Source organism: Parageobacillus sp. G301, from assembly GCF_030268025.1.
GTDB classification, from domain to species: Bacteria; Bacillota; Bacilli; order Bacillales; family Anoxybacillaceae; genus Parageobacillus_B; species Parageobacillus_B toebii.
Genome location: NZ_BSDB01000004.1, coordinates 41,762 through 63,000, shown reverse-complemented (window position 1 = coordinate 63,000; position 21,239 = coordinate 41,762). Strand labels below are relative to the sequence as shown.

Genomic DNA, 21,239 nt, shown 5'->3' with positions numbered 1-21,239 from the left:
TTTACAACAAGATAGTTTGGGGCCTTAGCTCAGCTGGGAGAGCGCCTGCTTTGCACGCAGGAGGTCATCGGTTCGATCCCGATAGGCTCCATTGATATAACATCCCACTTCGGAAAAAACGAAGTGGGATTTTTTGTTTATTGTGATTGCAGACTGTTCTTTTTTTATAAGAATAAATATTCAAAAAACTGTCGAGTTGAGTCAATATGATATTTTTGTCTACAATTGAAGTAGCACAATGGGAAGGAGAGGGAAACATGAAGACGGTATCGATTATTGGTGTACCGATGGATTTAGGTCAGACACGTCGTGGTGTAGATATGGGGCCGAGTGCCATGCGTTATGCAGGGGTAATCGAGAGGTTAGAACGTCTTCATTATGAAATTGAAGATCTAGGCGATATTCCAATTGGAAAAACAGAACATCCTGATGATGAAGGATTACAGCCCAACTTACGAAATTTGAAAGCGGTTGCAGAAGCGAATGAAAAATTAGCAAAAACAGTGGACGAAGTGATCAAAAGGGGGCGTTTCCCTCTCGTGTTGGGCGGTGATCATAGCATTGCCATTGGTACATTAGCTGGTATTGCGAAGCATTATAAGAATTTAGGAGTTATTTGGTATGACGCCCATGGTGATTTAAATACGCCAGAAACCTCTCCATCCGGAAACATTCATGGCATGCCGCTGGCTGTGAGTCTTGGTTTAGGACATCCATATTTGACGAATATCGGCGGTTATAGTCCAAAAGTGAAACCTGAAAACATTGTTCTTATTGGTATTCGCTCTCTGGACGAAGGGGAAAAGCAGTTAATCCGTGAAAAAGGGATTAAAGTATATACGATGCATGAAATAGATCGTCTCGGCATGACGACAGTAATGGAAGAAACGATTGCATATTTAAAAGAACGAACGGATGGAGTGCATTTATCACTTGATTTAGACGGACTTGATCCGAACGATGCACCGGGAGTGGGTACGCCAGTTATCGGTGGTCTTACTTATCGTGAAAGCCATTTGGCAATGGAAATGCTCGCAGAGGCAAAACTAATTACATCAGCGGAATTTGTAGAGGTGAATCCGATTTTAGATGAGCGCAATAAGACTGCTTCCGTTGCTGTAGGATTGATGGGGTCCCTTTTTGGAGAAAAGCTGGTGTAACAGTGTAAAAACAGCAGATTTTACAGAATCTGCTGTTTTTATTTTGCTTAGGAAAGATCAGGAAGATATGATAAAATAAATGGTGCATGTTTGCATGAAACTATTTTTACTTGTGAACGTAATACACTGTAGCCGCAGTGAGCGGGGGTACGTATTATTATGGAGATATTTGTGAAAAAACGTATAAAAGCGGTCAAAAAAGGCGATCAAAATGCCTATGCTGATATTGTAGACCTTTATAAAGATAAAATATACCGTTTATGTTATCGTATGCTAGGAAATCGCCATGAGGCGGAAGATACTGCGCAAGAAGCGTTTATCCGCGCTTATGTTAATATTCATACGTATAATCCAAATATGAAGTTTTCCTCGTGGCTTTACCGAATTGCCGCCAATTTGGCGATTGATAAGATTCGGAAGAAAAAACCGGATGCCTATTTGGACGAAGAGATAAGCGGCACTGATGGGCTTACGATGTATTCACAGCTTTCCTCTAACGAAGCCTCTCCGGAAGAAACATTAGAAAGTTTGGAGCTACAGGAAACAGTACAGAAAGCAATTGAACAACTTCCAGAAAAATATCGTAGTGTTATTGTATTGAAGTATATAGAAGGGCTATCATTACAGGAGATTAGCGAAATTTTAGACTTGCCGCTCGGCACGGTAAAAACGAGACTTCACCGTGGCAGAGAAGCGTTGCGAAAGCATTTGGGTCATTTATGAGAGGGTGAAGAACATGAAATGTCCGCATAACATTGTAAACCTTATGCATGATTTTTTAGATGGTGATATTGGGCCGCATGATGAAAAAATATTAAGGGAGCATTTGCAGCAATGTTCAGCATGCGCTGATCATTTTAATGGACTAAAGAAAACAGTCGCGTTCATTCAGCATGCGTCCCATCTCGCCCCTCCTTCGGATTTTACGGCCCGTGTGATGGCACAGCTACCGAAAGAAAGAAAGATGATTCGTGTTAGAAGGTGGCTGCAAACCCATCCGTTTATTACCGCTGCATCGTTATTTATGATGTTGACGATAGGCAGTCTATTTACCACCTGGAACGCACAGGAACAATTTTCTGTTTCCACGCATGAAAATGTCATTATTCGCGGTCATACTGTCATCGTTCCGAAAGGAGAAGTCGTTCAAGGAGATATTGTCGTTCGCAACGGTTCTATAAAGATAGAAGGGAAAGTCGAGGGCAATGTCACCGTGATTCATGGAGAAAAATATTTAGCTTCTGCAGGACAAGTAACAGGAGAAATTGAAGAAATTAACCAAGTATTTGAGTGGATTTGGTATAATATTAAGGAACGAATCAAGGATGCGGTGGAAGCGTTCGAATAGAGAGCCATCTTTTTTGATGGCTTTTTTATATGATATGTTATAATAGAAGAGTTGTTTCAATAAAATTATGTTTGAATTAGAATGATAAAGGAAGTGTGAAAATGCCTTTCGGAGAGCTCCCGATTTTAAGTTATTTAGGCAAGGCCGTCGATATTCTTGTTGTTTGGTATGTTATATATAAATTAATTATGATGATTCGCGGGACGAAGGCAGTCCAGCTTCTAAAAGGAATTATTCTTATTATACTAGTGCATATTGTTAGTAACTTTCTCGGTCTTAACACGTTGCAATGGTTAATGGATCGAGCAATCACATGGGGGTTTCTCGCTATTATTATTATCTTCCAGCCGGAATTGCGGCGTGCGCTTGAGCAAATAGGGCGGGGAAAGCTGTTTTCTCGAAGCAGCTCGAATGAGGACGAAGAACAAGTAAAAATGGTTGAAGCGATTATTAAAGCGACGGAATATATGGCAAAACGGAGAATAGGTGCGTTAATTTCCATTGAACGGGAAACAGGAATGGGAGATTATATTGAAACAGGCATTATTTTGAATGCCCGTGTTTCCTCTGAACTATTAATTAATATTTTTATCCCTAATACTCCGTTGCACGACGGGGCTGTTATTATTCAAAAAAACAATGTTGCAGCAGCGGCCTGTTACCTGCCGCTTTCAGAAAGCCCTTTTATTTCGAAAGAGCTTGGGACTCGGCATCGCGCTGCATTAGGAATTAGTGAAGTGACAGATAGCATAACGGTTGTTGTATCAGAAGAAACCGGTGCGGTATCGGTCACAAAAAACGGGGAGCTACACAGAGATTTAACCCCGGAGCAGTTTCGGGAGTTGCTTACAAAGGAGCTAGTGCCATCCACAAAGGCGACTTCCTCATCCCGTTGGCAATGGAGGGGGAAGAAACATGGATAAGTTAATGAACAATCATTGGTTTATTAAAATATTTTCTTTACTGTTAGCGATTATGCTTTATATGTCGGCGAATATTGAGAAAGAAACAAAATCGGGAGTGATTACCCGCAATACGGTAGGACAAGAGGATACGGAAACAATGACAAATGTTCCTGTAGTGGTTTATTATGATGAGGAAAATTTAGTTGTCTCCGGTATTCCGAAATATGTGAATGTCACTTTGCAAGGGCCCGCAAGTATTGTTAAGCCGACTGCTTTACAGCGTAATTTTGAAGTGTATATCGACTTAACGAATTTACCATTAGGAACGTATACCGTTCCAATCAAATATAAAGATATATCTGATAAACTAAAGGTCAACATCCACCCTTCAGTCGCAAAAGTAACGATTCAAGAAAAAGTTTCTAAAAATTTCTCTGTCGGGGTTGATTTGATCAATAAAAATAAAGTGCCCGAAGGCTATTTGATTGAAAAGCCGATTGTCAAACCAAACGCCGTTACCATTACGGGTGCCAAAGAATTAATTGAAAGTATATCATCGGTAAAAGCTAGAATTGATTTAGATAGGGCAACAGATACCGTAACAGAGGAATCGAGCGTAACCGTTTATGACAAAAGAGGCAACGTACTTAATGCAGATGTCCAGCCTTCCGTAGTAGAAGTAACCGTTCCGATTAAAAGCCCAAGCAAAACGGTTCCACTGAAAATTAATCGGACAGGATCACTGCGAAAAGGATTAAGTATAGTAAAAATAGAAACCATCCCAAATCAAGTAACTATTTTTGGCTCAAAAGAAAAAATCAATTCCATTGAATTTATTGATGGTATTACGATTCATTTAGATGAAATTACAGAAGACAAGACATTGGAAGTGAATGTTCCGTTGCCTGAAGGAGTAAAAAGTGTGGATCCTTCTAAAATAAAAATAGTCATTGATGTACAAAAAGAAGAATCGAAAACATTAAAAGATGTACCGATTCATGTAGTAGGATTAGGAGATCAATATACGGTTGATTTTGTAGATCCGCAAGAAGGGGCGATGGATGTTCAGCTTTATGGGGCACCAAATGTATTAAGCGATATAACAAAAGACGATATTCAATTATATATAGACGTTAGTGATTTAGGCGTTGGTGAACATGAAGTAAAAGCGGAATTAAATGGTCCACAAAATATCAAATGGCAATTACCAAAAGAAAAAGTAAAAATTAAAATTAATGAACGATAATTTCATTTGCGTAAGGAGAGAGTGTATAATGGGTAAATATTTTGGCACTGATGGTGTTCGCGGGGTAGCGAATCGTGAGTTGACGCCGGAACTGGCATTTAAAATAGGCCGCTGCGGCGGTTATGTATTAACAAAAAGCGAAGAACGGCCAAAAGTATTAATTGGTCGTGATACGCGTATTTCTGGTCATATGCTTGAAGGAGCGCTTGTTGCTGGGCTGCTTTCTATCGGGGCGGAAGTGATGCGCCTCGGTGTGATTTCTACACCAGGTGTTGCTTACTTGACAAAAGCGTTGGGAGCGCAAGCGGGAATTATGATTTCCGCATCACATAACCCTGTTCAAGATAATGGAATCAAGTTTTTTGGTCCAGACGGCTTTAAACTTTCCGATGAACAAGAACAAGAAATTGAAGCGTTGATTGATAGCCCAGAAGATATGTTGCCAAGACCGATAGGAAAAGCATTAGGACAAGTGAACGATTATTTTGAAGGTGGTCAAAAGTATTTGCAGTATTTAAAACAAACCATTGACGAAGATTTTGCCGGATTGAAAATTGCGCTCGATTGCGCGCATGGAGCCACTTCATCTCTTGCTACCCATTTATTCGCCGATTTGGAGGCGGATGTTGTTACAATGGGGGCATCACCGAACGGTCTTAACATTAACGAAGGAGTTGGCTCGACACATCCAGAAGCATTAGCGGCGTTTGTGAAAGAAAAAGGAGCAGATGTTGGACTTGCCTTTGACGGCGACGGGGATCGCTTGATTGCGGTAGATGAATACGGAAATATCGTGGATGGCGACCAAATTATGTACATTTGCGCGAAGTATTTAAAAGAAACTGGTCGTCTTAAACATCAAACCGTCGTTTCCACTGTGATGAGCAATCTCGGATTTTACAAAGCGCTTGAGGCGCAAGGAATTCAAAGTGTACAAACAGCCGTTGGCGACCGTTATGTCGTAGAAGAAATGAGAAAAAATGGCTATAACTTAGGCGGAGAACAGTCAGGGCATATTATTTTCCTCGATTACAATACAACAGGAGATGGATTACTAACGGCATTGCAGCTTGTGAACATTATGAGAGTCAAAGAAAAAACGCTTTCTGAGCTTGCCAGTGAAATGAAAAAATATCCGCAACAGCTGGTAAACATAAAAGTGGCGGATAAGCATAAAGTAATGGAAAATGAAAAAGTAAAAGCTGTTATTCAAGAAGTGGAAGCAGAAATGAACGGAAACGGCCGGGTTCTTGTTCGTCCGTCTGGAACGGAGCCGGTTGTACGTGTGATGGCAGAAGCGCCGACGGAAGAAGCATGCCGGAATTATGTCGAACGGATCGCCTCTGTCGTTCGCGAAGAAATGGGAGTCGAATAAAATAAAACGCTCATAACCAATCTATGCATAAATGGAACATTCTATTCCATTTATGCATAGATTATTTTATGAAGTAATTCTAACAGTTGACGCTTCTAGAGATGTACTGTAATATTATTTTGTTATTATTTTAAAAAAGAAAGGTGGGTAGAGGTTTTATTTATTATTTATTTTTTAAATTTATTTTTCAAAGCGCCTGGACTAAGCGTGGACGGAAAAACGCTTAGTTGACGAGGAGGAGGTTTATCGAGGTTTCGGCGGATGCCTCCCGGTTGCTGCGATTACAACCGCAAGTCCTTTCTTAAAACAAAGAGGTGACTCTTTGGACAAAGGGAAGGACATAATCGCAAAAATACGGAATGGGGAGTCTGTCCGCGCAAAAGGGGTCAGACACCTGACAACGTTCCTTGACAAGAAAATATAGAGGAATTCCTTTGTGCGACAGTCTTCCTGAATATTAAGGAGGATACGGATCTATGTGTGGAATTGTCGGTTACATCGGTCAACAGGACGTAAAAGAAATTTTACTGCGCGGATTAGAAAAATTGGAGTACCGCGGGTATGACTCTGCAGGCATTGCGGTACTAAATGATGAAGGAATTCACCTTTTTAAAGAAAAAGGACGGATTGCCGATTTACGGAATGTCGTTGATCCGAGCGTAAGTGCTACTCTTGGAATCGGCCATACACGCTGGGCAACACACGGTGCTCCGAGCCGCACCAACGCGCATCCGCACCAAAGCGCTTCTGGCCGCTTTACATTAGTGCACAATGGGGTTATTGAAAACTATGCGCTTTTAAAACAGGAGTATTTACAAGATGTGACGCTAAAGAGTGATACGGATACGGAAATTATCGTGCAGCTTGTTGAAAAATTTGTAAACGACGGTCTTTCTGTCGAAGAAGCGTTCCGCAAAACATTAACATTGTTGAAAGGTTCTTATGCCATCGCAATGATTGATGCGGAAAATCAAGAAGTTATTTATGTCGCAAAAAATAAAAGCCCGTTGCTTGTCGGACTCGGCAATGGTTTCAATGTTGTGTCGAGCGACGCGATGGCGATGCTGCAAGTGACAAAACAATTTGTCGAGCTTATGGATAAAGAAATGGTCATTGTGACAAGAGAAAGCATTACAATTAAAAACTTGAACGGTGACATTATTGAGCGCGCTCCATATACAGCGGAACTAGACGCAAGCGATATTGAGAAAGGAACATATCCGCATTACATGTTAAAAGAAATAGATGAACAACCGTTTGTCATGCGCCGCATTATTCAAAAATATCAAGACGAAAATGGTCAGCTTACGATTGATCCAGAAATAGTCAAAGAAGTTATCAATGCGGATCGTTTATATATTATCGCTTGTGGTACAAGTTATCACGCGGGGTTAGTCGGAAAACAATTGATCGAGAAATGGGCGAAAATCCCTGTCGAAGTACATGTTGCAAGCGAGTTTTCGTACAATATGCCGCTGTTGTCTGAAAGACCGCTATTCATTTACATTTCTCAAAGCGGGGAAACGGCGGACAGCCGTGCGGTGCTTGTCCAAACGAAAGAACTTGGCTACAAAGCGATTACGATTACGAACGTACCAGGTTCTACTCTTTCCCGTGAGGCGGATTATACGTTATTGCTTCATGCCGGCCCGGAAATCGCTGTTGCATCAACAAAAGCATATACGGCCCAAATCGCTGTGCTTGCGATTTTAGCGACAGCTGCGGCGAAAGCAAAAGGCATTGCGCTTGACTTTGACTTGAAAAAAGAGCTTGGTATTATCGCCAACGTAATGGAAATGTTGTGCGATGCGAAAGAAGAAATGGAAAAAATCGCTCTCGAGTATTTATCAACAACGCGCAACTGTTTCTTCATCGGCCGCACCGTTGACTATTATGTATGCTTGGAAGGCGCGTTAAAATTAAAAGAGATTTCTTACATTCAAGCAGAAGGATTCGCTGGCGGAGAATTGAAGCACGGTACGATCGCTCTTATCGAAAACGGCACCCCAGTAATCGCCTTGGCGACACAAGAACACGTCAACTTAAGCATTCGCGGCAACGTTAAAGAAGTTGTTGCCCGCGGCGCCAACCCTTGCATCATTTCGATGAGAGGCTTGGAAACAGACGAAGACCGTTACATCATTCCAGCGGTTCATCCAATGCTTACACCGCTCGTTTCCGTCGTGCCGTTGCAGCTCATCGCCTACTACGCGGCACTGCACCGCGGTTGCGATGTCGACAAACCGCGCAACTTAGCAAAGAGCGTGACGGTCGAATAAAATAAAAGGCAAAAAACACACATCTGTTGTTGTTCGCGAAAAATAAAGTTGGCAACTAGAAAATAATAATGGTAACTGGGAAAAGGTGTTGGCATAGGTTTATGCCTAAGTAGTTCTGATAATGTGGAGAAAAAGCTAAATAACAGTGTAAATGACACATCAAATAACAACTAAAATAACAGAATAACAATACAATTAAAACATAAAAACGCTTGGGGAATTTCAAAAAACCCCAAGCGTTTTAACTTTATAGTGCTGGTCTTGTTCAATTAACCCGCGTTAGTTGAAGATTGGGTATTATCCCTGACTGTCTTCGTCACTTTTGTATTCTAAAATATCTCCAGGCTGACATTCTAAAGCCTTACAAATCGCATCTAAAGTTGATAATCGAATCGCTTTTGCTTTTCCATTTTTTAATATAGAAAGATTAGCCATCGTTATTCCAACCCTCTCCGAAAGTTCTGTAAGGCTCATTTTCCTTTTAGCCAGCATCACATCAAGATTGATTATAATCGCCATTGTTTTCACCTCAGATCGTTAAATCATTTTCTGATTTTATATCGATGGCATTTTTTAATAGCTTTTGAAGAATAGAAGCAAAGACTGCAATCACAATTGAAGCAAGAATAATGACCAATCCAAATAACATGACACCTGGCGCATCCTCATCCTTCGCGCAGCGATAGAACATTGGCAAGGCTGACACATACAACATACTGAATGTGAATGCACAGTATTTTATATACTTTAAAGACCTAACAGATAATTCCGAGAAAGCAATGTTCTTATCAATATAGCTTAAAAGTCTTAAAGTATGATACAATGCAACGAAAAACGGTATTGCCGATGCATACAAATCTATTACAAACAAAACTAACAACCATTCCAACCCTTTTGCTAATTCATTTGCTATAAAAGGCGACACAAATATAAACATAGCAAGTACCGTAATTCCAATGAGACAAACAACTATCTTTAAAAAGAGAGTTTCTGGTTTCATATATAGCACCTCCGCTTATTTTGTCAATCTGATTTTAATACACAATTTATCGTTTTACAATATATTTTTATCCTTTTACGATATTTTTGTGTAAACGAATATACATAATATGATTAAACCATTCCAAAAAAGGAATTTAATATATTATTAAGTTTTATTTATTTCCAACATGCGAGGAGAATAAAATGAAACTCTTTTGCTTACCTTTGTGCTGTTAGTCTCTTCGATTTTGGTTATTCCGTCGATTAGGCATCCTTTTCTGTTTATTTGACTATTCTACAAAAAAAGCCTACCCATCGGGTAAGCATCGTCTCAAGTATTCCTTTAGTGATAGAAAACTATACAGTACCTACAATAGGAACAAGATACCACTTTATCGAGAATCCTTGTAGTATACCGAAGATTAAGAAGTCTAATATACCGCCACCCGTGTTGCCAATGGTTACTCCTAATAAAGCCATTACCATAAAACCTAAGCCTGTTTGCGATTATATTATCAGCCGCACCCCTTAACTTTATACAATTTTTATACGTTTATTTTTCAAAACGCATGTTGACTCTCACGTTGCGTGATACTTTATAGTGAATGGTGAAGGGGGGCCAAAACGATGGCAATGAGAGTGAAAGAAGTGGCAGATTTAGTTGGCATTAGTGTGCGCACACTGCATTATTATGATGAAATCGGGCTATTAACCCCAGAGAAGACAACCGAAGCTGGTTACCGCCTTTATACAGATGCTGATCTTGAGAAATTGCAACAAATTTTATTTTTCAAAGAGCTTGGCTTCCCTTTAAAAAAGATCAAAGAAATTATCAATAATCCTTCGTTTGACCGATATGAGGCGTTGGTGCTGCAGCGGAAAATGCTGCTGGAGAAACGCAGGCGGCTCGATAAAATGATTGCGACGATTGATAAGACCATTCAGCACATGAAAGGAGAAATTCAAATGACAAACAAAGAGAAATTTGAAGGTTTTGATTTTCGTCATAATCCATATGAACAAGAAGCCCGTAAACTCTGGGGAGATGAAGCGGTCGACAAAGCAAACGCTAAGATCGAAAGCATGTCTAAAGATGAACAAGAAGCTATGGTTAAAGCAATGAATTCGATCTATCAAAAACTTGCAGCCCTTCGCCATGGCTCGCCTGAATCAGAAGAGGCGCAAGCGGCAATTAAAGAATGGTATGATTTTTTGAACAATAACTTCGGCAATTACTCGCTTGAAGCGTTCAAAGGATTAGGGCAAATGTACGTGGATGATGCACGCTTTACCAAAAACATCGACCAATTTGGAGAAGGCCTGGCGAAATTTATGCGCGACGCCATGGTAGTCTTTGCGGATAAAAACAAAAAATGATGTGAACAAAAGCAGGGCAATGCCCCGCTTTTGTTCAGACTGGTAATTTGAGAGTCCGGGTTTTGCTAAATAGACGGATGAAGGAAAAAGGCTATTTATGAATTTTTCTGCATATCACCACATGCTCAAAATGGTTTTAGAATCATAAGTGCAATAATGATTAAAAAAATACCGTTTTCTATGCGCTCATAACGAAAAAGCTGATTGGATAAACGCGTATATTCCTCTGGTATGTCTTCTCCTTTATAAGTTTCTAACAAATGTTTTATTGGTCTTGATTTAGGCGCTAATACAATCGGCCCCATCGCGAGTGCAATTAAGAAGAGAACAAGGCTTGTCACATACCAGCCCATCTGAAATAAGCTTCTATTTAAAAATCCCATTAACAAACCTGTAATAAGTAAAAGTGTACCTCCGATCATAGTGAACGTATGCAGCTGCCGTCTAATTGCGTAAGCATATTTAAGTTGCGTCATTGTTTTCGCGGGTTTTACGACATGCATTAAAATAAAACCCGGTCCCATACCTAATATCGCTGAAAAAATATGTATAAAAACAAGAATTTTATAAAGTGATGTCATGAGAATCCTCCTCTCTGTTGAGGCAAGTTACGCTTTCTACCTTATCATACACCATTTATTCTTATATAACGCAGTGATATTTCATACAAAACAAGAAAATAATGTGAACAAAAGCAGGGGATTGCTCTGCTTTCGCTGCTTATACCGCAAAATAAGTTTTTGCTTAAGTAGATGGTGATACTGGCAATAAAACACAATGGCAAACAAAAAGGAGAAAGGGAGAATATCACACGCCCTCTTGACTTAATACATCTATAACGATGGGTTTACTTTTTTTTAAGAAAAATTATATAATATCTATTAAATTCTGAAATAAATGAAGGTTATGTTAATTGTAAAGTAGATCCATATAGGCCCAATAATAGACCGGCGCCGCTTATCTAGAAAAGTAAAGGAGAGAGAATAGATGAACAAACGTGATCATCGTGAAGAGATGAATCTTGAAGGACTACGAACCGAAACTTTAGTTGTACATGGCGATGACTGGGTAACTAATGATGGGACGATAGCTCCGGCAATTTATTACACAGCTACGTTTCGTGCGCATAATTCCAGTGAATTTGCGAAAATGGCGGGAACACCCCGTCATCCTCGATATTACACGCGTTACGGCAATCCAGTGCATGAGCGTGTAACGAAGATTATGGCTGAACTGGAAGGTACAGAAACTGCAATGGTAACTGGCTCTGGGATGGGGGCAATTGCTACGACCATTTTGGCTTTGGTCAGCGCAGGGGATCATGTGATTGCACAGACGCGGCATTATATGAGCACCGCCAAGATCATGGATGAAATGTTGCCGCGATTTGGTGTGGAAGTGACTCTGGTCGAACAAGCGGACATCAACGCCTTTGCGGAAGCGATACGGCCTAACACAAAGCTTATCATGGTAGAAACGCCAGCTAATCCGACTTTGGTGTTGACCGATTTAGCTGCTGTGGTGGAGTTGGCGCGCCCGCATGGAATTATCGTCGTGGCTGATAACACCTTCGCGTCTCCGATCAATCAGCGTCCTCACGATCTAGGCGTTGATATCGTTATTCATAGCGCGACAAAATATTTGGGTGGACACCATGATTTGACAGCTGGTGTCATCTGCACCAGCGAGGAGTTAGCCGAGCGTATTTGGCATACGCATATTTCCATCGGCTCCGTCCTCTCACCAATGGATGCATGGCTATTATTGCGCGGTCTGCGCACGCTTCCGATACGGATGGAACGCATTAATGCCAACGCCTTAGCATTGGCAAAGTTTTTGGAGGAGCAGCCGCAAGTAGAGCGTGTGTATTATCCTGGCCTTCCTAGCCATCCGCAACACGAATTGGCAAAACGGCAGATGAAAGGGTTCGGAGCGGTTATTGCCTTTGCCATTAAAGGGGGTTATGAAGAAACTCAGCGGTTCGTTTCCGCATTGAAACTACCGCCTAATGCGGTGAGTCTGGGAGGGATCGATTCCCTTGTGGTACATACAGCGGCGATGTGGGAAGGAGTAATGACCGAGGAGCAGATGAAGACAGCTGGGATTCCGTCCAATTTCGTGAGATTCTCGGTCGGCATCGAACACATCGAGGACCTGAAAGCGGATGTATGGCAGGCTCTGCAGGTAGTTTAACATTTTTCCCAGAAAGCCTCCCTCCTCAAAATGAAGAAAAGGAGGGAGGTTTTTGATCCATAGAAACGAAACGTATGTTCTATAAGAACCATCGCATCAAGTAGAGAAGGATGGCGTATCCAATTTCTAGACTAACATCTTATCCACAAATGGGCCATTTAGTTGAAGAGCAATGTTCAAGAATTGGCTTGAATGGAGGTGATTCGTTTAAATTGGCTGCTATGAATAAAAGAAAGGATTTTTTAAAAAATGAATGGTATCTTAGTTAAACTTTTCAAGGAGGAATTATTGTGACATCTTCTGCATCCAATGAAGTCATCGCACTCTATCAAAAGCTGTTAGATGGATGGAATAACCGAAATGCCGTTGCAATGGCCGAGCAGTTTACAGAGAAGGGCGAGATGATCGGGTTTGACGGAAGCCAGGCGATTGGACGGGAGGAGATTTTTTCTCATCTTCAACCGATCTTTGAAAGTCATCCTACTCCCCCATATGTGAGCAAAGTGAAAGATGTGCGTTTTCTCGGTTCTGACATTGCCATTTTACGCGCTATAGCAGGAATGGTGCCACCTGGACACTCGGACATCGATCCAAAATTCAACGCACATCATACACTTGTCGCAGTCAAGAGCGAAGAGGGCTGGCGGATCGAGCTTTTTCAGAATACCCCTGCTCAGTTTCATGGAAGACCCGAGTTGGTCGAGCAAATGACAGAGGAATTAAGGCAGTTGCTTAAGTGAGTCTTGCCGTAATCGAGCACGTTTGTGGGATAAACACCTATTTTTATCTCTTGCTAGGTAAAAATTCAATAATTTATTTTAAACCCCAGGTAATTATGGCCTAGGGTTTAGTGTGTTTTAGGTTCTAAAGGGATGTTTACAGAGAAGGATCCACTAGGTATTATAAGTTTACGCTATTGCACTTCTTTTTGAATGTGATGTGAGGAGTTGGAAGTTAGAATGTCAGCAGAAAAACCCGATAAAACAAAGGTGTTGATATGCGCTACATAAAGGGATGGCGGGAAGATTCCGTTCGCTAACGTAACGGGGAGAAAACGAAACATGTTTTTTCGTATACGATAAATAAAGCACACATCATATATTGACAGCGGATAAATATGGTTATATTATTACGGACATAAAAACATATTAATCCAATACGATATTACATATTTTAATAATAAGGGAGAAAGGATACCATGCCATTCAGTTATGTATCCCATTTGTACTGTCCGAAGTGTCAAAAAACATATGGCACAAATAAAAAGCATCAGCTATGCGAGTGCGGTTCGCCGCTGCTTGTTGCATACAATCTTGACGCATTGCGCGCAGATCTAAGGCCTGAAATGATTGCAAGCAGAGAGCCTAACCTATGGCGGTACCACGAATTATTACCCGTAGAAAATCCTGAACATATCGTTTCTTTAGGAGAAGGCATGACGCCGCTTGTTCCTATGCCTCGACTTGGTAAAGACATGGATATCGAGCAGTTATATATGAAGGACGAAGGAGTAATTCCGACAGGAACCTTTAAAGCAAGAGGGGCAGCTGTTGGTATATCAAAAGCAAAAGAACTGGGAGTCAAAAAGCTGGCTATGCCGACGAATGGAAATGCAGGAGCGGCGTGGTCGCTTTATGCAGCTAGGGCAGGGATTCAAGTAACTGTTGTAATGCCAGTGGACGCTCCTACGATTACAAGGAACGAATGCGCCATCGCTGGAGCCGATCTTTACTTGGTAAACGGTTTAATCAGCGATGCAGGAGCCATAGTTAGCAAAGCAATCCAGGAGCGAAATCTGTATGATGCCTCTACACTCAAAGAGCCTTACCGTATTGAAGGTAAGAAAACAATGGGATTGGAGATAGCGGAGCAATTCTCTTGGCAACTCCCTGATGTGATTTTATATCCGACTGGCGGAGGCGTCGGTCTGATAGGGATTTATAAGGCACTGAAAGAATTGCAGGATCTTGGATGGGTGCAAGGAAAGTTGCCAAGGCTGGTGGCTGTACAGGCGCAAAATTGTGCTCCAATTGTAAAAGCCTGGAATGAAAAGAAACAGGTATCGGAATTCTGGCCAAACTCTTCGACTGTTGCTTTCGGGATTAATGTGCCGAAAGCTTTGGGGGACTTCCTCGTATTAGATGCTCTGTATAAGACAGATGGGTGCGCGATTGCTGTAGAAGACGATGCTATCATTAATGAGCAACGAAACGTTGCCAGTCTCGAGGGGGCTTTTATTTGTCCAGAAGGAGCTGCGGCGTTTCTAGCTGCCCGTCGTCTGCGCGAGAGGGGATGGATTCGCAAGGGAGAAAGGGTTGTCGTTCTTAATACAGGAATTGGATTGAAATATACGCATACCGTGAGTATCGAGGTGCCAATTCTGCAACCAGGTGATCATTTACCTGAGAGGGAAGATTATTCTTAAAAATTTAGGACAGGAAAAGGTTTGTAGTGTAATATGGAACTAGATGTTGTATTAATGAAGAAAGTGATCTTCTTTTGAAGTGCCTCATGTCAAGTAGAAAGGAATAAAAAAGCACATTTAAGCAACATGAGTCCTATATTCCATAAGGATCCAGGTTGTTTAATTTCTTTTGGAAAATATGTTTTTATGTATCTTTTTGACATATGAAAACAGTGTATTCGAAAATCTTCCTTCTTTATTCGTCTTAACTAATGTAGATGATATGCTTTCTACTATTTATTCGATTATGATATCTACTCTGTTTTTTGTTATAGTTATTCGTTATCATAATAAAAAAATAGACTCTGCTGCAATATAGTGAAATAAAAGGTAAGCAAACATATTAAACATGACTAATATGTGCTTACCTTTATTTTTTTAGGGATTTTTAGATTTTAGGTCTTGATAAAAAATGTGATTGATTATCTTGTTCAACGATCATTTATTTACTGATGATGCGACGCGGTATGGAAGAATGAATTAACTTCCATCATCTGTGGTGCCATGAAATGTGGCATAGTTGGCTAACGGGGGTTTCGTTGAACAAGATCTATTTTTGTCTGTGGTCTAAAATCAACACTGAAATGTAAGGAATATTTTGGTTGAAATTCAGATGGAAGTGGATATATAATAAACATGTAGGTATCTTGCATTGCAAGATACATTTTCTTTTGCTGACTATCTTGCATTACAAGGTATATAAGGAGCTGGAAAACATGTCGCTAAGAAGCCAGTTGTTAAAAGGGGTGCTGGAAGGATGCATTTTGGCCATTATTAAACAAGAATCCGTGTACGGCTATGAATTGTCAGTAAAGCTGCAGCAATTTGGCCTCAATGACGTAAGTGAAGGCTCCATTTATCCGCTTTTGCTTCGGCTGCAAAAAGCGGGATTGATTGAGGGAGAAATGCGTGACTCCCCTTCAGGTCCGAAGAGGAAATATTATCATCTGACAGAAAAAGGGGAGAAAGCGCTGCAAGACTTCATCACCGAGTGGGAGAGTATTCGGACGCCGGTAGAGGCGATTTTACGAGGGGGAGAGGTAACATGAATGCGAAAGATTTGATTGCGCTTAATAATGAAAAGCGTAAACAATTAAATGAACATAATCGAAACTACTATGAGGATATGCTCGTTTATATCCGTTCCCATTTGTTGCTATCGGAACAGCAAAGCGAAGAATTGTTGATGGAATTGTTAGATCATTTATTGGAGGCACAGAAACATGGCAAAAGTGCGGAAGATGTATTCGGCAAAGATACGAAAGCGTATTGCGATGAGTTGATTGGTCAGCTGCCAAAGGAAAAAAAGAGAAATATATATGCTTTTATTGGCTACTTAATGATCCAATTATTCGCTCTCATTACCTTGGCGACAGGTGCAGTGGAACTAGTAGCAGAGCTGTTTACAGATGTGGATGATACCGTCTATCTTGGAAAAGAGTTTGTCCTTTTTGTGATTGAATGTGCTGTTATTTTGTTAGTGGTTGCTCTCGTCATGCTCTCGGTTAGAAAATCTGTTTTCTGCGATGTTTTGAGCACCTTTGGCAGCAAGGTAAAAGAGTTTTTGGTTGTCTTGTTTGCTTTTTGCCTTGTCATCGGTATGTTTGTCCTAGTGGAAAGGCTTGTCCCTGAATTTGGTTACCGCATCGAAGCGGGAGGAATGGTTCGGATCCTTTTCGGCTTGTTTGTATTAGCTATGACATGGTTGCTTAATAAGAAGTTTCGCATTACAAAATAGTTGTGAGCGGCATTTCCTTTATGCATGCCAAGTTCATTTATTTGAATACCGGCATGGCGATTCGCTACAATAAGGTGGAAACATGAAATTTTGCTTTCTTGTTGTTTATGCAACGGAGAGCCTAAACCGAGGTGCATATACGATGAAAATAGAAGTTTGGTCTGATTTTGTCTGTCCTTTTTGCTATATTGGGAAACGCCGGTTGGAAAAAGCGCTTGAGCAGTTTCCGCATAAAGACCAAGTCGAAGTCATATTCCGCAGTTTTGAGCTGGACCCAAACGCAAAAAAACATTATGATATGACGATTCACGAAATCATTGCGCAAAAATATGGTATTTCAGTTGAAGAGGCGAAAAGGGTCAATGCTGATATTGGCAGACAGGCAGAGTCCGTCGGGCTGACGTTCCGCTTTGACACGATGAAGCCGACGAATACGTTTGACGCCCACCGTCTTGCCAAATATGCCGAAGAACAAGGAAAACTGCGGGAAATGGTAGAGCGGCTGTTTCAAGCGTATTTTACCGATTCGAAGCTGATTAGCGACCATGACGTGCTTATCGAGTTGGCTGGCGAAGCTGGGCTGGATCGCGATAAAGTAAAACAAGTTCTTGAAAGCGACCGCTATACTGATGAGGTGAGAAAAGACGAAGCGGAAGCGGCTCGTTTCGGCGTCCGCGGCGTGCCATTCTTTGTGCTGAACCGCAAATACGCGATTTCCGGCGCACAGCCGACCGAAGTGTTTATGCAGGCGCTTGAAAAAGTATGGGAAGAGGAAAACGCAAACTCTCCATTGCAGCCGCTGGCAGCGGATGGAGGAGGCCAATGCATGGACGGCAACTGCAAAATCGAATAGGTAAGCGTATGAAAAAACAACCAGACGGTCTTTGGAGAGAGACGCCTGGTTGTTTTTTTCATTATCCTCGTTTGACAAACAATGGCAAGTCGGTATGCCCCATTTCGCGGACGTATACGAAAAGCTGGCCCTTATGATGGATTTCGTGGTCCATCGCCATTTGCAAAAATTGCGCTGTTGGGATTTTTGCGCCAAATACGTTTGTGAGATCTAAAACGCGCTCGAAATCTTCATCGGTAAGGGATTCGAGCAATTGCTTCGTTTTTTCTGTATATGTTTCAGCAAGCTTTTGCAAATTGGTCTCCGCTTCCTCGATTTTTTGTGTAAATAACGCTGGATCCCCTTGTTTTGCGGTGTTGGCGAATTTATAAAAGCTAAAAAGAATATGAGTGGCTAAATCTTTTGCCGACATCGACGTTGGTGTCGGTTTGTAGTCATAATGCTTTTCCTCGATTTTATTAATTAACTCCACCGTGACATTGCGATGGGATAAAAAGTGTTGCACGAATTGCTGTGCGCGGCTCATGTGTATTCCTCCCTTTAGGTTTGTTTCCCTTTCGATTATATCAAAGAAGGACAGGATATAGTTAGTAAGGCGGCTTGACAATAAAGGTCGTCCCTTGCCCTGAGGAGCTTTCTATGCCGGTCGTGTCATCGAGGGACAATACGAATTCTTTCGCAATCGAAAGCCCCCAGTCGCCCTGCTTGCACGTTCTTGACTCATCAGTGCGGTAAAATCGATTAAACAACGAATGAAACTTTTGGAAATACCGTTCGTAATATAATAAAAGGGAAAATGAGAATGACATCGTCATTGAGGGTTTTTCGGCATTATTGCACTGTTGTATTTCCTTATGATGGTTCTGATTCAATATTTATATGGAGCAAAAGAGCGGACAAAAAAATTGAAGTTTTCACAAGAGCAAATGTATGTAAACATATCGTTTGAGAAAGAGCAGCTACACTTCCATATACAAGGAAACATTTGAATCGCCCTGCTGCATTGGTCGCGAATGCACTGTATCATATTTGCCATCACAAAGGAAGATCATAGAGATAAAGGCGCAACCGCTTTTCTTACTTATTTCAATGTTAATTCCGTTACGTCTTCCATTACTATACATTGTGCTTGAGGTTCTAGGATGAATTGATAGGGAGGAGCATATGCTGAAAATTTTTATTGATCCGGGACATGGCGGAAAAGATACAGGCGCACTTGGAAACGGACTGCAAGAGAAAGATATTACGTTGTCCATTGCATTGGAGATGCGGCGTATATTGCAAAACGAATATGAAAGCGTATCTGTGCAATTAAGTCGAACAAGCGATATAGCCGTGCCGTTAAGCGAGCGGGCGGCTAAAGCGAACCGCTGGGGCGCCGATGTTTACGTATCGATTCATGTGAATGCTGGCGGAGGAACGGGGTATGAGGATTACATTTATGAAGGACTTTCGGATCATTCAACAACAGCGCGGATTCGCGATATCATTCACGAAGAAGTGATACGAGCGACAGGATTCCGCGATCGTGGGAAAAAGAAAGCAAACTTTTATGTGCTAAGGGAAACAATCATGTCAGCGATACTTACGGAAAACGGATTTGTCGATCGAAAGGAAGATGCGGAAAAGTTGAAAGACCCTGCGTTTCTTCAAAAGATCGCAAGAGGACATGTGAATGGGTTAGAGAAAGCTTTTCATTTAACGAAAAAGTCGGATTCGAACGATTTGATTCGTGTCATTGTTGATGGAAAGCAAATCGGTGCCTATGAGAAAAAAGAAAATGTATTGAAACAAGTTGAGTACTATTTAGGAAAGGCTAATAAAATCGAGTTGGAACGAGTGAAAAGATAAATTCGTATAGCAAGCCTATCGCACTTTACTAAGTGTGATAGGCTTTTTTGATTAGTTTGTCGCAAGATACAAGCCGTTGCCAAGCTCCTCCTTTTTCATAGAGTATATCAAGGTTTCACAAGAGGGGGAGATCGAATGTTTGGGTATTCTATCGTTCAACTAGCGCGCAATTATACACATAAATTAGACCGTCCTTTGCGCTATTTTATGGTAAGTATGTATAAGCCTTTTATGTATACTCCTTGTATGATTCATAAGCAGCTAGAAAGATGGATGAAAAAGGCAAAAAAAATTCCGGTTATCATTCATTTTCATGAAAAGAATAGTATTTTCGCTCTCCAGGAAATTGAAAAACAACACTTCCGCATGAAAATCCACCATCAATTCCGCTATATCTCTTCGTGCAGTGCCGAAGTGACTCCGCAAGCGTTAGAACAAATTTTACAGCGGCCTGATGTGAAAAAAGTATACTTAAACCGAAAAGTAAGCGCGCTATTAAATAACGCTGTTCCATCAGCGAATGCGAAACATGTGGCGGTGAACGGAACAACGTTAAGCGGAAAAGGAGTGACAATTGCGATTGTCGACACAGGGATTTATCCGCATCCTGATTTAGAAGGACGGATTGTCGAGTTTGTCGATTTCGTCAATGGGCGTACAGCTCCATATGATGATAATGGACATGGCACCCATTGCGCGGGGGACGCAGCAGGGAATGGCTCGGTTTCTTCCGGATTGTATGCGGGACCGGCGTATGAGGCAAATGTGGTTGGAGTAAAAGTGTTGGACAAAACAGGCGCTGGCACGCTTGATACGATTATTCGCGGGATTGAATGGTGCATCCAATATAATGAAACGAATAAAGATAGAAAGATCGATGTTATTTCATTGTCATTGGGTGGGGAATCACAGCCGTTTCCAGCGGAAAATGACGATCCGCTTGTTCAAGTAGTGGAAGAGGCATGGGACAGGGGCATAGTCGTCTGTGCTGCAGCTGGAAACGAGGGGCCGGAATATAAAACGATTTCAAGCCCTGGAATTAGCGATAAAATTATTACAGTTGGAGCGCTAGACGACTGCGATACAGCAGAGACAAGAGAAGATGATGAAATTGCGGAATTTTCTAGCCGTGGGCCGACTTATTATGGAGTTAGGAAACCAGATATTGTCGTTCCAGGAGTAAACATTATTTCTTTACGTGCGCCAAAATCAACATTCGATAAATATCAAAAGCAAAATCGCATTGGGCAATACTATACGAGCATGTCAGGAACATCGATGGCGACGCCAATCTGCGCTGGCATTGTTGCTTTAATGCTCGAATATAAACCGAATGCAACGCCAGATGAGATAAAAAGTGCGCTAAAAGAAGGTGCAGCCTTATGGAAAGATCGTGACCCAAATATATATGGCGCGGGATATGTCAATGCGAAAAGGGCGATTGAGTTATTGAAAAAATAAAAAAGAAA

20 protein-coding genes, 1 tRNA gene and 1 pseudogene are annotated in these 21,239 nt (G+C 41.3%); 18 read left to right on the top strand and 4 right to left on the bottom strand.

Annotated features, from left to right (window positions below):
- The first annotated feature begins 18 nt into the window (after nt 1-18).
- The 8 genes from QSJ37_RS17475 (at nt 19) to glmS (ending at nt 8,313) form a co-directional block, all read left to right on the top strand.
- Nucleotides 19-91: transfer RNA gene (locus QSJ37_RS17475), tRNA-Ala, on the top strand.
- Nucleotides 92-257: 166 nt separating this feature from the next.
- Entirely contained in the window at nt 258-1,160 is a 903-nt protein-coding gene (rocF, locus tag QSJ37_RS17470) for an arginase (RefSeq protein ID WP_285756474.1), read from the top strand.
- A 159-nt stretch (nt 1,161-1,319) separates the two neighbouring features.
- Complete coding sequence (gene sigW, locus QSJ37_RS17465) at nt 1,320-1,883, top strand: RNA polymerase sigma factor SigW (protein WP_285756473.1); 564 nt, start codon at nt 1,320-1,322, stop codon at nt 1,881-1,883.
- A gap of 13 nt (nt 1,884-1,896) precedes the next feature.
- Nucleotides 1,897-2,508: an anti-sigma-W factor RsiW gene (gene rsiW / locus QSJ37_RS17460; RefSeq protein ID WP_285756471.1), complete on the top strand. Its 612-nt coding sequence runs from the start codon at nt 1,897-1,899 to the stop codon at nt 2,506-2,508.
- A gap of 101 nt (nt 2,509-2,609) precedes the next feature.
- Nucleotides 2,610-3,431 carry a diadenylate cyclase CdaA gene (gene cdaA, locus QSJ37_RS17455; protein ID WP_285756470.1) on the top strand — a complete coding sequence of 274 codons (822 nt, stop codon included), beginning with the start codon at nt 2,610-2,612 and terminating at the stop codon, nt 3,429-3,431.
- A complete protein-coding gene (locus QSJ37_RS17450) occupies nt 3,424-4,659 on the top strand; it encodes a CdaR family protein (RefSeq protein ID WP_285756469.1) in 1,236 nt (411 codons plus the stop codon). Before cdaA ends, QSJ37_RS17450 begins: the two co-directional genes overlap by 8 nt.
- A gap of 28 nt (nt 4,660-4,687) precedes the next feature.
- Entirely contained in the window at nt 4,688-6,034 is a 1,347-nt protein-coding gene (glmM, locus tag QSJ37_RS17445) for a phosphoglucosamine mutase (protein WP_285756467.1), read from the top strand.
- Nucleotides 6,035-6,510: 476 nt separating this feature from the next.
- Nucleotides 6,511-8,313: a glutamine--fructose-6-phosphate transaminase (isomerizing) gene (glmS, locus tag QSJ37_RS17440; protein ID WP_285756466.1), complete on the top strand. Its 1,803-nt coding sequence runs from the start codon at nt 6,511-6,513 to the stop codon at nt 8,311-8,313.
- 297 nt (nt 8,314-8,610) lie between these two features.
- Here glmS and QSJ37_RS17435 read toward each other — a convergent pair whose 3' ends face one another.
- Together QSJ37_RS17435 and QSJ37_RS17430 are read right to left on the bottom strand one after the other, a co-directional pair.
- Nucleotides 8,611-8,832: a helix-turn-helix domain-containing protein gene (locus QSJ37_RS17435; protein WP_181538765.1), complete on the bottom strand. Its 222-nt coding sequence runs from the start codon at nt 8,830-8,832 to the stop codon at nt 8,611-8,613.
- 10 nt (nt 8,833-8,842) lie between these two features.
- The gene (locus tag QSJ37_RS17430) at nt 8,843-9,313 is read right to left on the bottom strand and encodes a DUF2975 domain-containing protein (RefSeq protein ID WP_285756465.1); all 471 of its coding nucleotides are present in this window, start codon (nt 9,311-9,313) and stop codon (nt 8,843-8,845) included.
- 608 nt (nt 9,314-9,921) lie between these two features.
- On the opposite strand from QSJ37_RS17430, the gene QSJ37_RS17425 reads away from it, so the two are divergent.
- The gene (locus QSJ37_RS17425) at nt 9,922-10,671 is read left to right on the top strand and encodes a MerR family transcriptional regulator (protein WP_285756464.1); all 750 of its coding nucleotides are present in this window, start codon (nt 9,922-9,924) and stop codon (nt 10,669-10,671) included.
- A 125-nt stretch (nt 10,672-10,796) separates the two neighbouring features.
- On the opposite strand, the gene QSJ37_RS17420 is transcribed toward QSJ37_RS17425, so the two are convergent.
- A complete protein-coding gene (locus QSJ37_RS17420; protein WP_285756463.1) occupies nt 10,797-11,252 on the bottom strand; it encodes a DUF2269 family protein in 456 nt (151 codons plus the stop codon).
- 406 nt (nt 11,253-11,658) lie between these two features.
- On the opposite strand from QSJ37_RS17420, the gene QSJ37_RS17415 reads away from it, so the two are divergent.
- The 6 genes from QSJ37_RS17415 to QSJ37_RS17390 all read left to right on the top strand — a co-directional run bounded on the left by QSJ37_RS17415 (nt 11,659) and on the right by QSJ37_RS17390 (nt 17,919).
- Nucleotides 11,659-12,864 (top strand): trans-sulfuration enzyme family protein, encoded by a 1,206-nt coding sequence (locus tag QSJ37_RS17415; RefSeq protein ID WP_285756462.1) that lies wholly within the window; start codon nt 11,659-11,661, stop codon nt 12,862-12,864.
- Between the two features lie 290 nt (nt 12,865-13,154).
- Nucleotides 13,155-13,604, top strand: coding sequence for an SgcJ/EcaC family oxidoreductase (locus QSJ37_RS17410; RefSeq protein ID WP_285756461.1), 450 nt, complete (start codon nt 13,155-13,157; stop codon nt 13,602-13,604).
- A 458-nt stretch (nt 13,605-14,062) separates the two neighbouring features.
- Nucleotides 14,063-15,289 carry a threonine synthase gene (locus tag QSJ37_RS17405; RefSeq protein WP_285756460.1) on the top strand — a complete coding sequence of 409 codons (1,227 nt, stop codon included), beginning with the start codon at nt 14,063-14,065 and terminating at the stop codon, nt 15,287-15,289.
- 755 nt (nt 15,290-16,044) lie between these two features.
- The gene (locus tag QSJ37_RS17400; RefSeq protein ID WP_285756459.1) at nt 16,045-16,377 is read left to right on the top strand and encodes a PadR family transcriptional regulator; all 333 of its coding nucleotides are present in this window, start codon (nt 16,045-16,047) and stop codon (nt 16,375-16,377) included.
- On the top strand, nt 16,374-17,066 hold the full coding sequence (locus QSJ37_RS17395; protein WP_285756458.1) for a DUF1129 family protein: 693 nt from the start codon (nt 16,374-16,376) through the stop codon (nt 17,064-17,066). The genes QSJ37_RS17400 and QSJ37_RS17395 overlap by 4 nt, the downstream gene beginning before the upstream one ends.
- Before the next feature lie 142 nt (nt 17,067-17,208).
- The gene (locus QSJ37_RS17390; RefSeq protein WP_285756457.1) at nt 17,209-17,919 is read left to right on the top strand and encodes a DsbA family oxidoreductase; all 711 of its coding nucleotides are present in this window, start codon (nt 17,209-17,211) and stop codon (nt 17,917-17,919) included.
- 61 nt (nt 17,920-17,980) lie between these two features.
- On the opposite strand, the gene QSJ37_RS17385 is transcribed toward QSJ37_RS17390, so the two are convergent.
- On the bottom strand, nt 17,981-18,445 hold the full coding sequence (locus QSJ37_RS17385; protein WP_062679282.1) for a DinB family protein: 465 nt from the start codon (nt 18,443-18,445) through the stop codon (nt 17,981-17,983).
- 328 nt (nt 18,446-18,773) lie between these two features.
- On the opposite strand from QSJ37_RS17385, the pseudogene QSJ37_RS17380 reads away from it, so the two are divergent.
- From QSJ37_RS17380 to QSJ37_RS17370, 3 genes and pseudogenes are all read left to right on the top strand, one after another.
- Nucleotides 18,774-18,973, top strand: a pseudogene (locus QSJ37_RS17380) (DUF3949 domain-containing protein).
- 110 nt (nt 18,974-19,083) lie between these two features.
- Nucleotides 19,084-19,770, top strand: a complete 687-nt coding sequence (locus QSJ37_RS17375) for an N-acetylmuramoyl-L-alanine amidase family protein (protein ID WP_285756456.1) — start codon at nt 19,084-19,086, stop codon at nt 19,768-19,770.
- Nucleotides 19,771-19,905: 135 nt separating this feature from the next.
- Nucleotides 19,906-21,231 carry a S8 family peptidase gene (locus QSJ37_RS17370; protein ID WP_285756455.1) on the top strand — a complete coding sequence of 442 codons (1,326 nt, stop codon included), beginning with the start codon at nt 19,906-19,908 and terminating at the stop codon, nt 21,229-21,231.
- Nucleotides 21,232-21,239: the final 8 nt, after the last annotated feature.

Bases quoted from the DNA above. Each gene is read 5' to 3' on its own strand.
- QSJ37_RS17370 (WP_285756455.1), top strand. From the start codon at position 19,906: ATGTTTGGGTATTCTATCGTTCAACTAGCGCGCAATTATACACATAAA.
- QSJ37_RS17435 (WP_181538765.1), bottom strand. From the start codon at position 8,832: ATGGCGATTATAATCAATCTTGATGTGATGCTGGCTAAAAGGAAAATG.
- sigW (WP_285756473.1), top strand. From the start codon at position 1,320: ATGGAGATATTTGTGAAAAAACGTATAAAAGCGGTCAAAAAAGGCGAT.
- glmS (WP_285756466.1), top strand. From the start codon at position 6,511: ATGTGTGGAATTGTCGGTTACATCGGTCAACAGGACGTAAAAGAAATT.
- QSJ37_RS17375 (WP_285756456.1), top strand. From the start codon at position 19,084: ATGCTGAAAATTTTTATTGATCCGGGACATGGCGGAAAAGATACAGGC.
- QSJ37_RS17420 (WP_285756463.1), bottom strand. From the start codon at position 11,252: ATGACATCACTTTATAAAATTCTTGTTTTTATACATATTTTTTCAGCG.
- QSJ37_RS17415 (WP_285756462.1), top strand. From the start codon at position 11,659: ATGAACAAACGTGATCATCGTGAAGAGATGAATCTTGAAGGACTACGA.
- rsiW (WP_285756471.1), top strand. From the start codon at position 1,897: ATGAAATGTCCGCATAACATTGTAAACCTTATGCATGATTTTTTAGAT.
- QSJ37_RS17395 (WP_285756458.1), top strand. From the start codon at position 16,374: ATGAATGCGAAAGATTTGATTGCGCTTAATAATGAAAAGCGTAAACAA.
- QSJ37_RS17400 (WP_285756459.1), top strand. From the start codon at position 16,045: ATGTCGCTAAGAAGCCAGTTGTTAAAAGGGGTGCTGGAAGGATGCATT.
- QSJ37_RS17385 (WP_062679282.1), bottom strand. From the start codon at position 18,445: ATGAGCCGCGCACAGCAATTCGTGCAACACTTTTTATCCCATCGCAAT.
- rocF (WP_285756474.1), top strand. From the start codon at position 258: ATGAAGACGGTATCGATTATTGGTGTACCGATGGATTTAGGTCAGACA.
- QSJ37_RS17450 (WP_285756469.1), top strand. From the start codon at position 3,424: ATGGATAAGTTAATGAACAATCATTGGTTTATTAAAATATTTTCTTTA.
- cdaA (WP_285756470.1), top strand. From the start codon at position 2,610: ATGCCTTTCGGAGAGCTCCCGATTTTAAGTTATTTAGGCAAGGCCGTC.
- glmM (WP_285756467.1), top strand. From the start codon at position 4,688: ATGGGTAAATATTTTGGCACTGATGGTGTTCGCGGGGTAGCGAATCGT.
- QSJ37_RS17405 (WP_285756460.1), top strand. From the start codon at position 14,063: ATGCCATTCAGTTATGTATCCCATTTGTACTGTCCGAAGTGTCAAAAA.
- QSJ37_RS17430 (WP_285756465.1), bottom strand. From the start codon at position 9,313: ATGAAACCAGAAACTCTCTTTTTAAAGATAGTTGTTTGTCTCATTGGA.
- QSJ37_RS17390 (WP_285756457.1), top strand. From the start codon at position 17,209: ATGAAAATAGAAGTTTGGTCTGATTTTGTCTGTCCTTTTTGCTATATT.
- QSJ37_RS17425 (WP_285756464.1), top strand. From the start codon at position 9,922: ATGGCAATGAGAGTGAAAGAAGTGGCAGATTTAGTTGGCATTAGTGTG.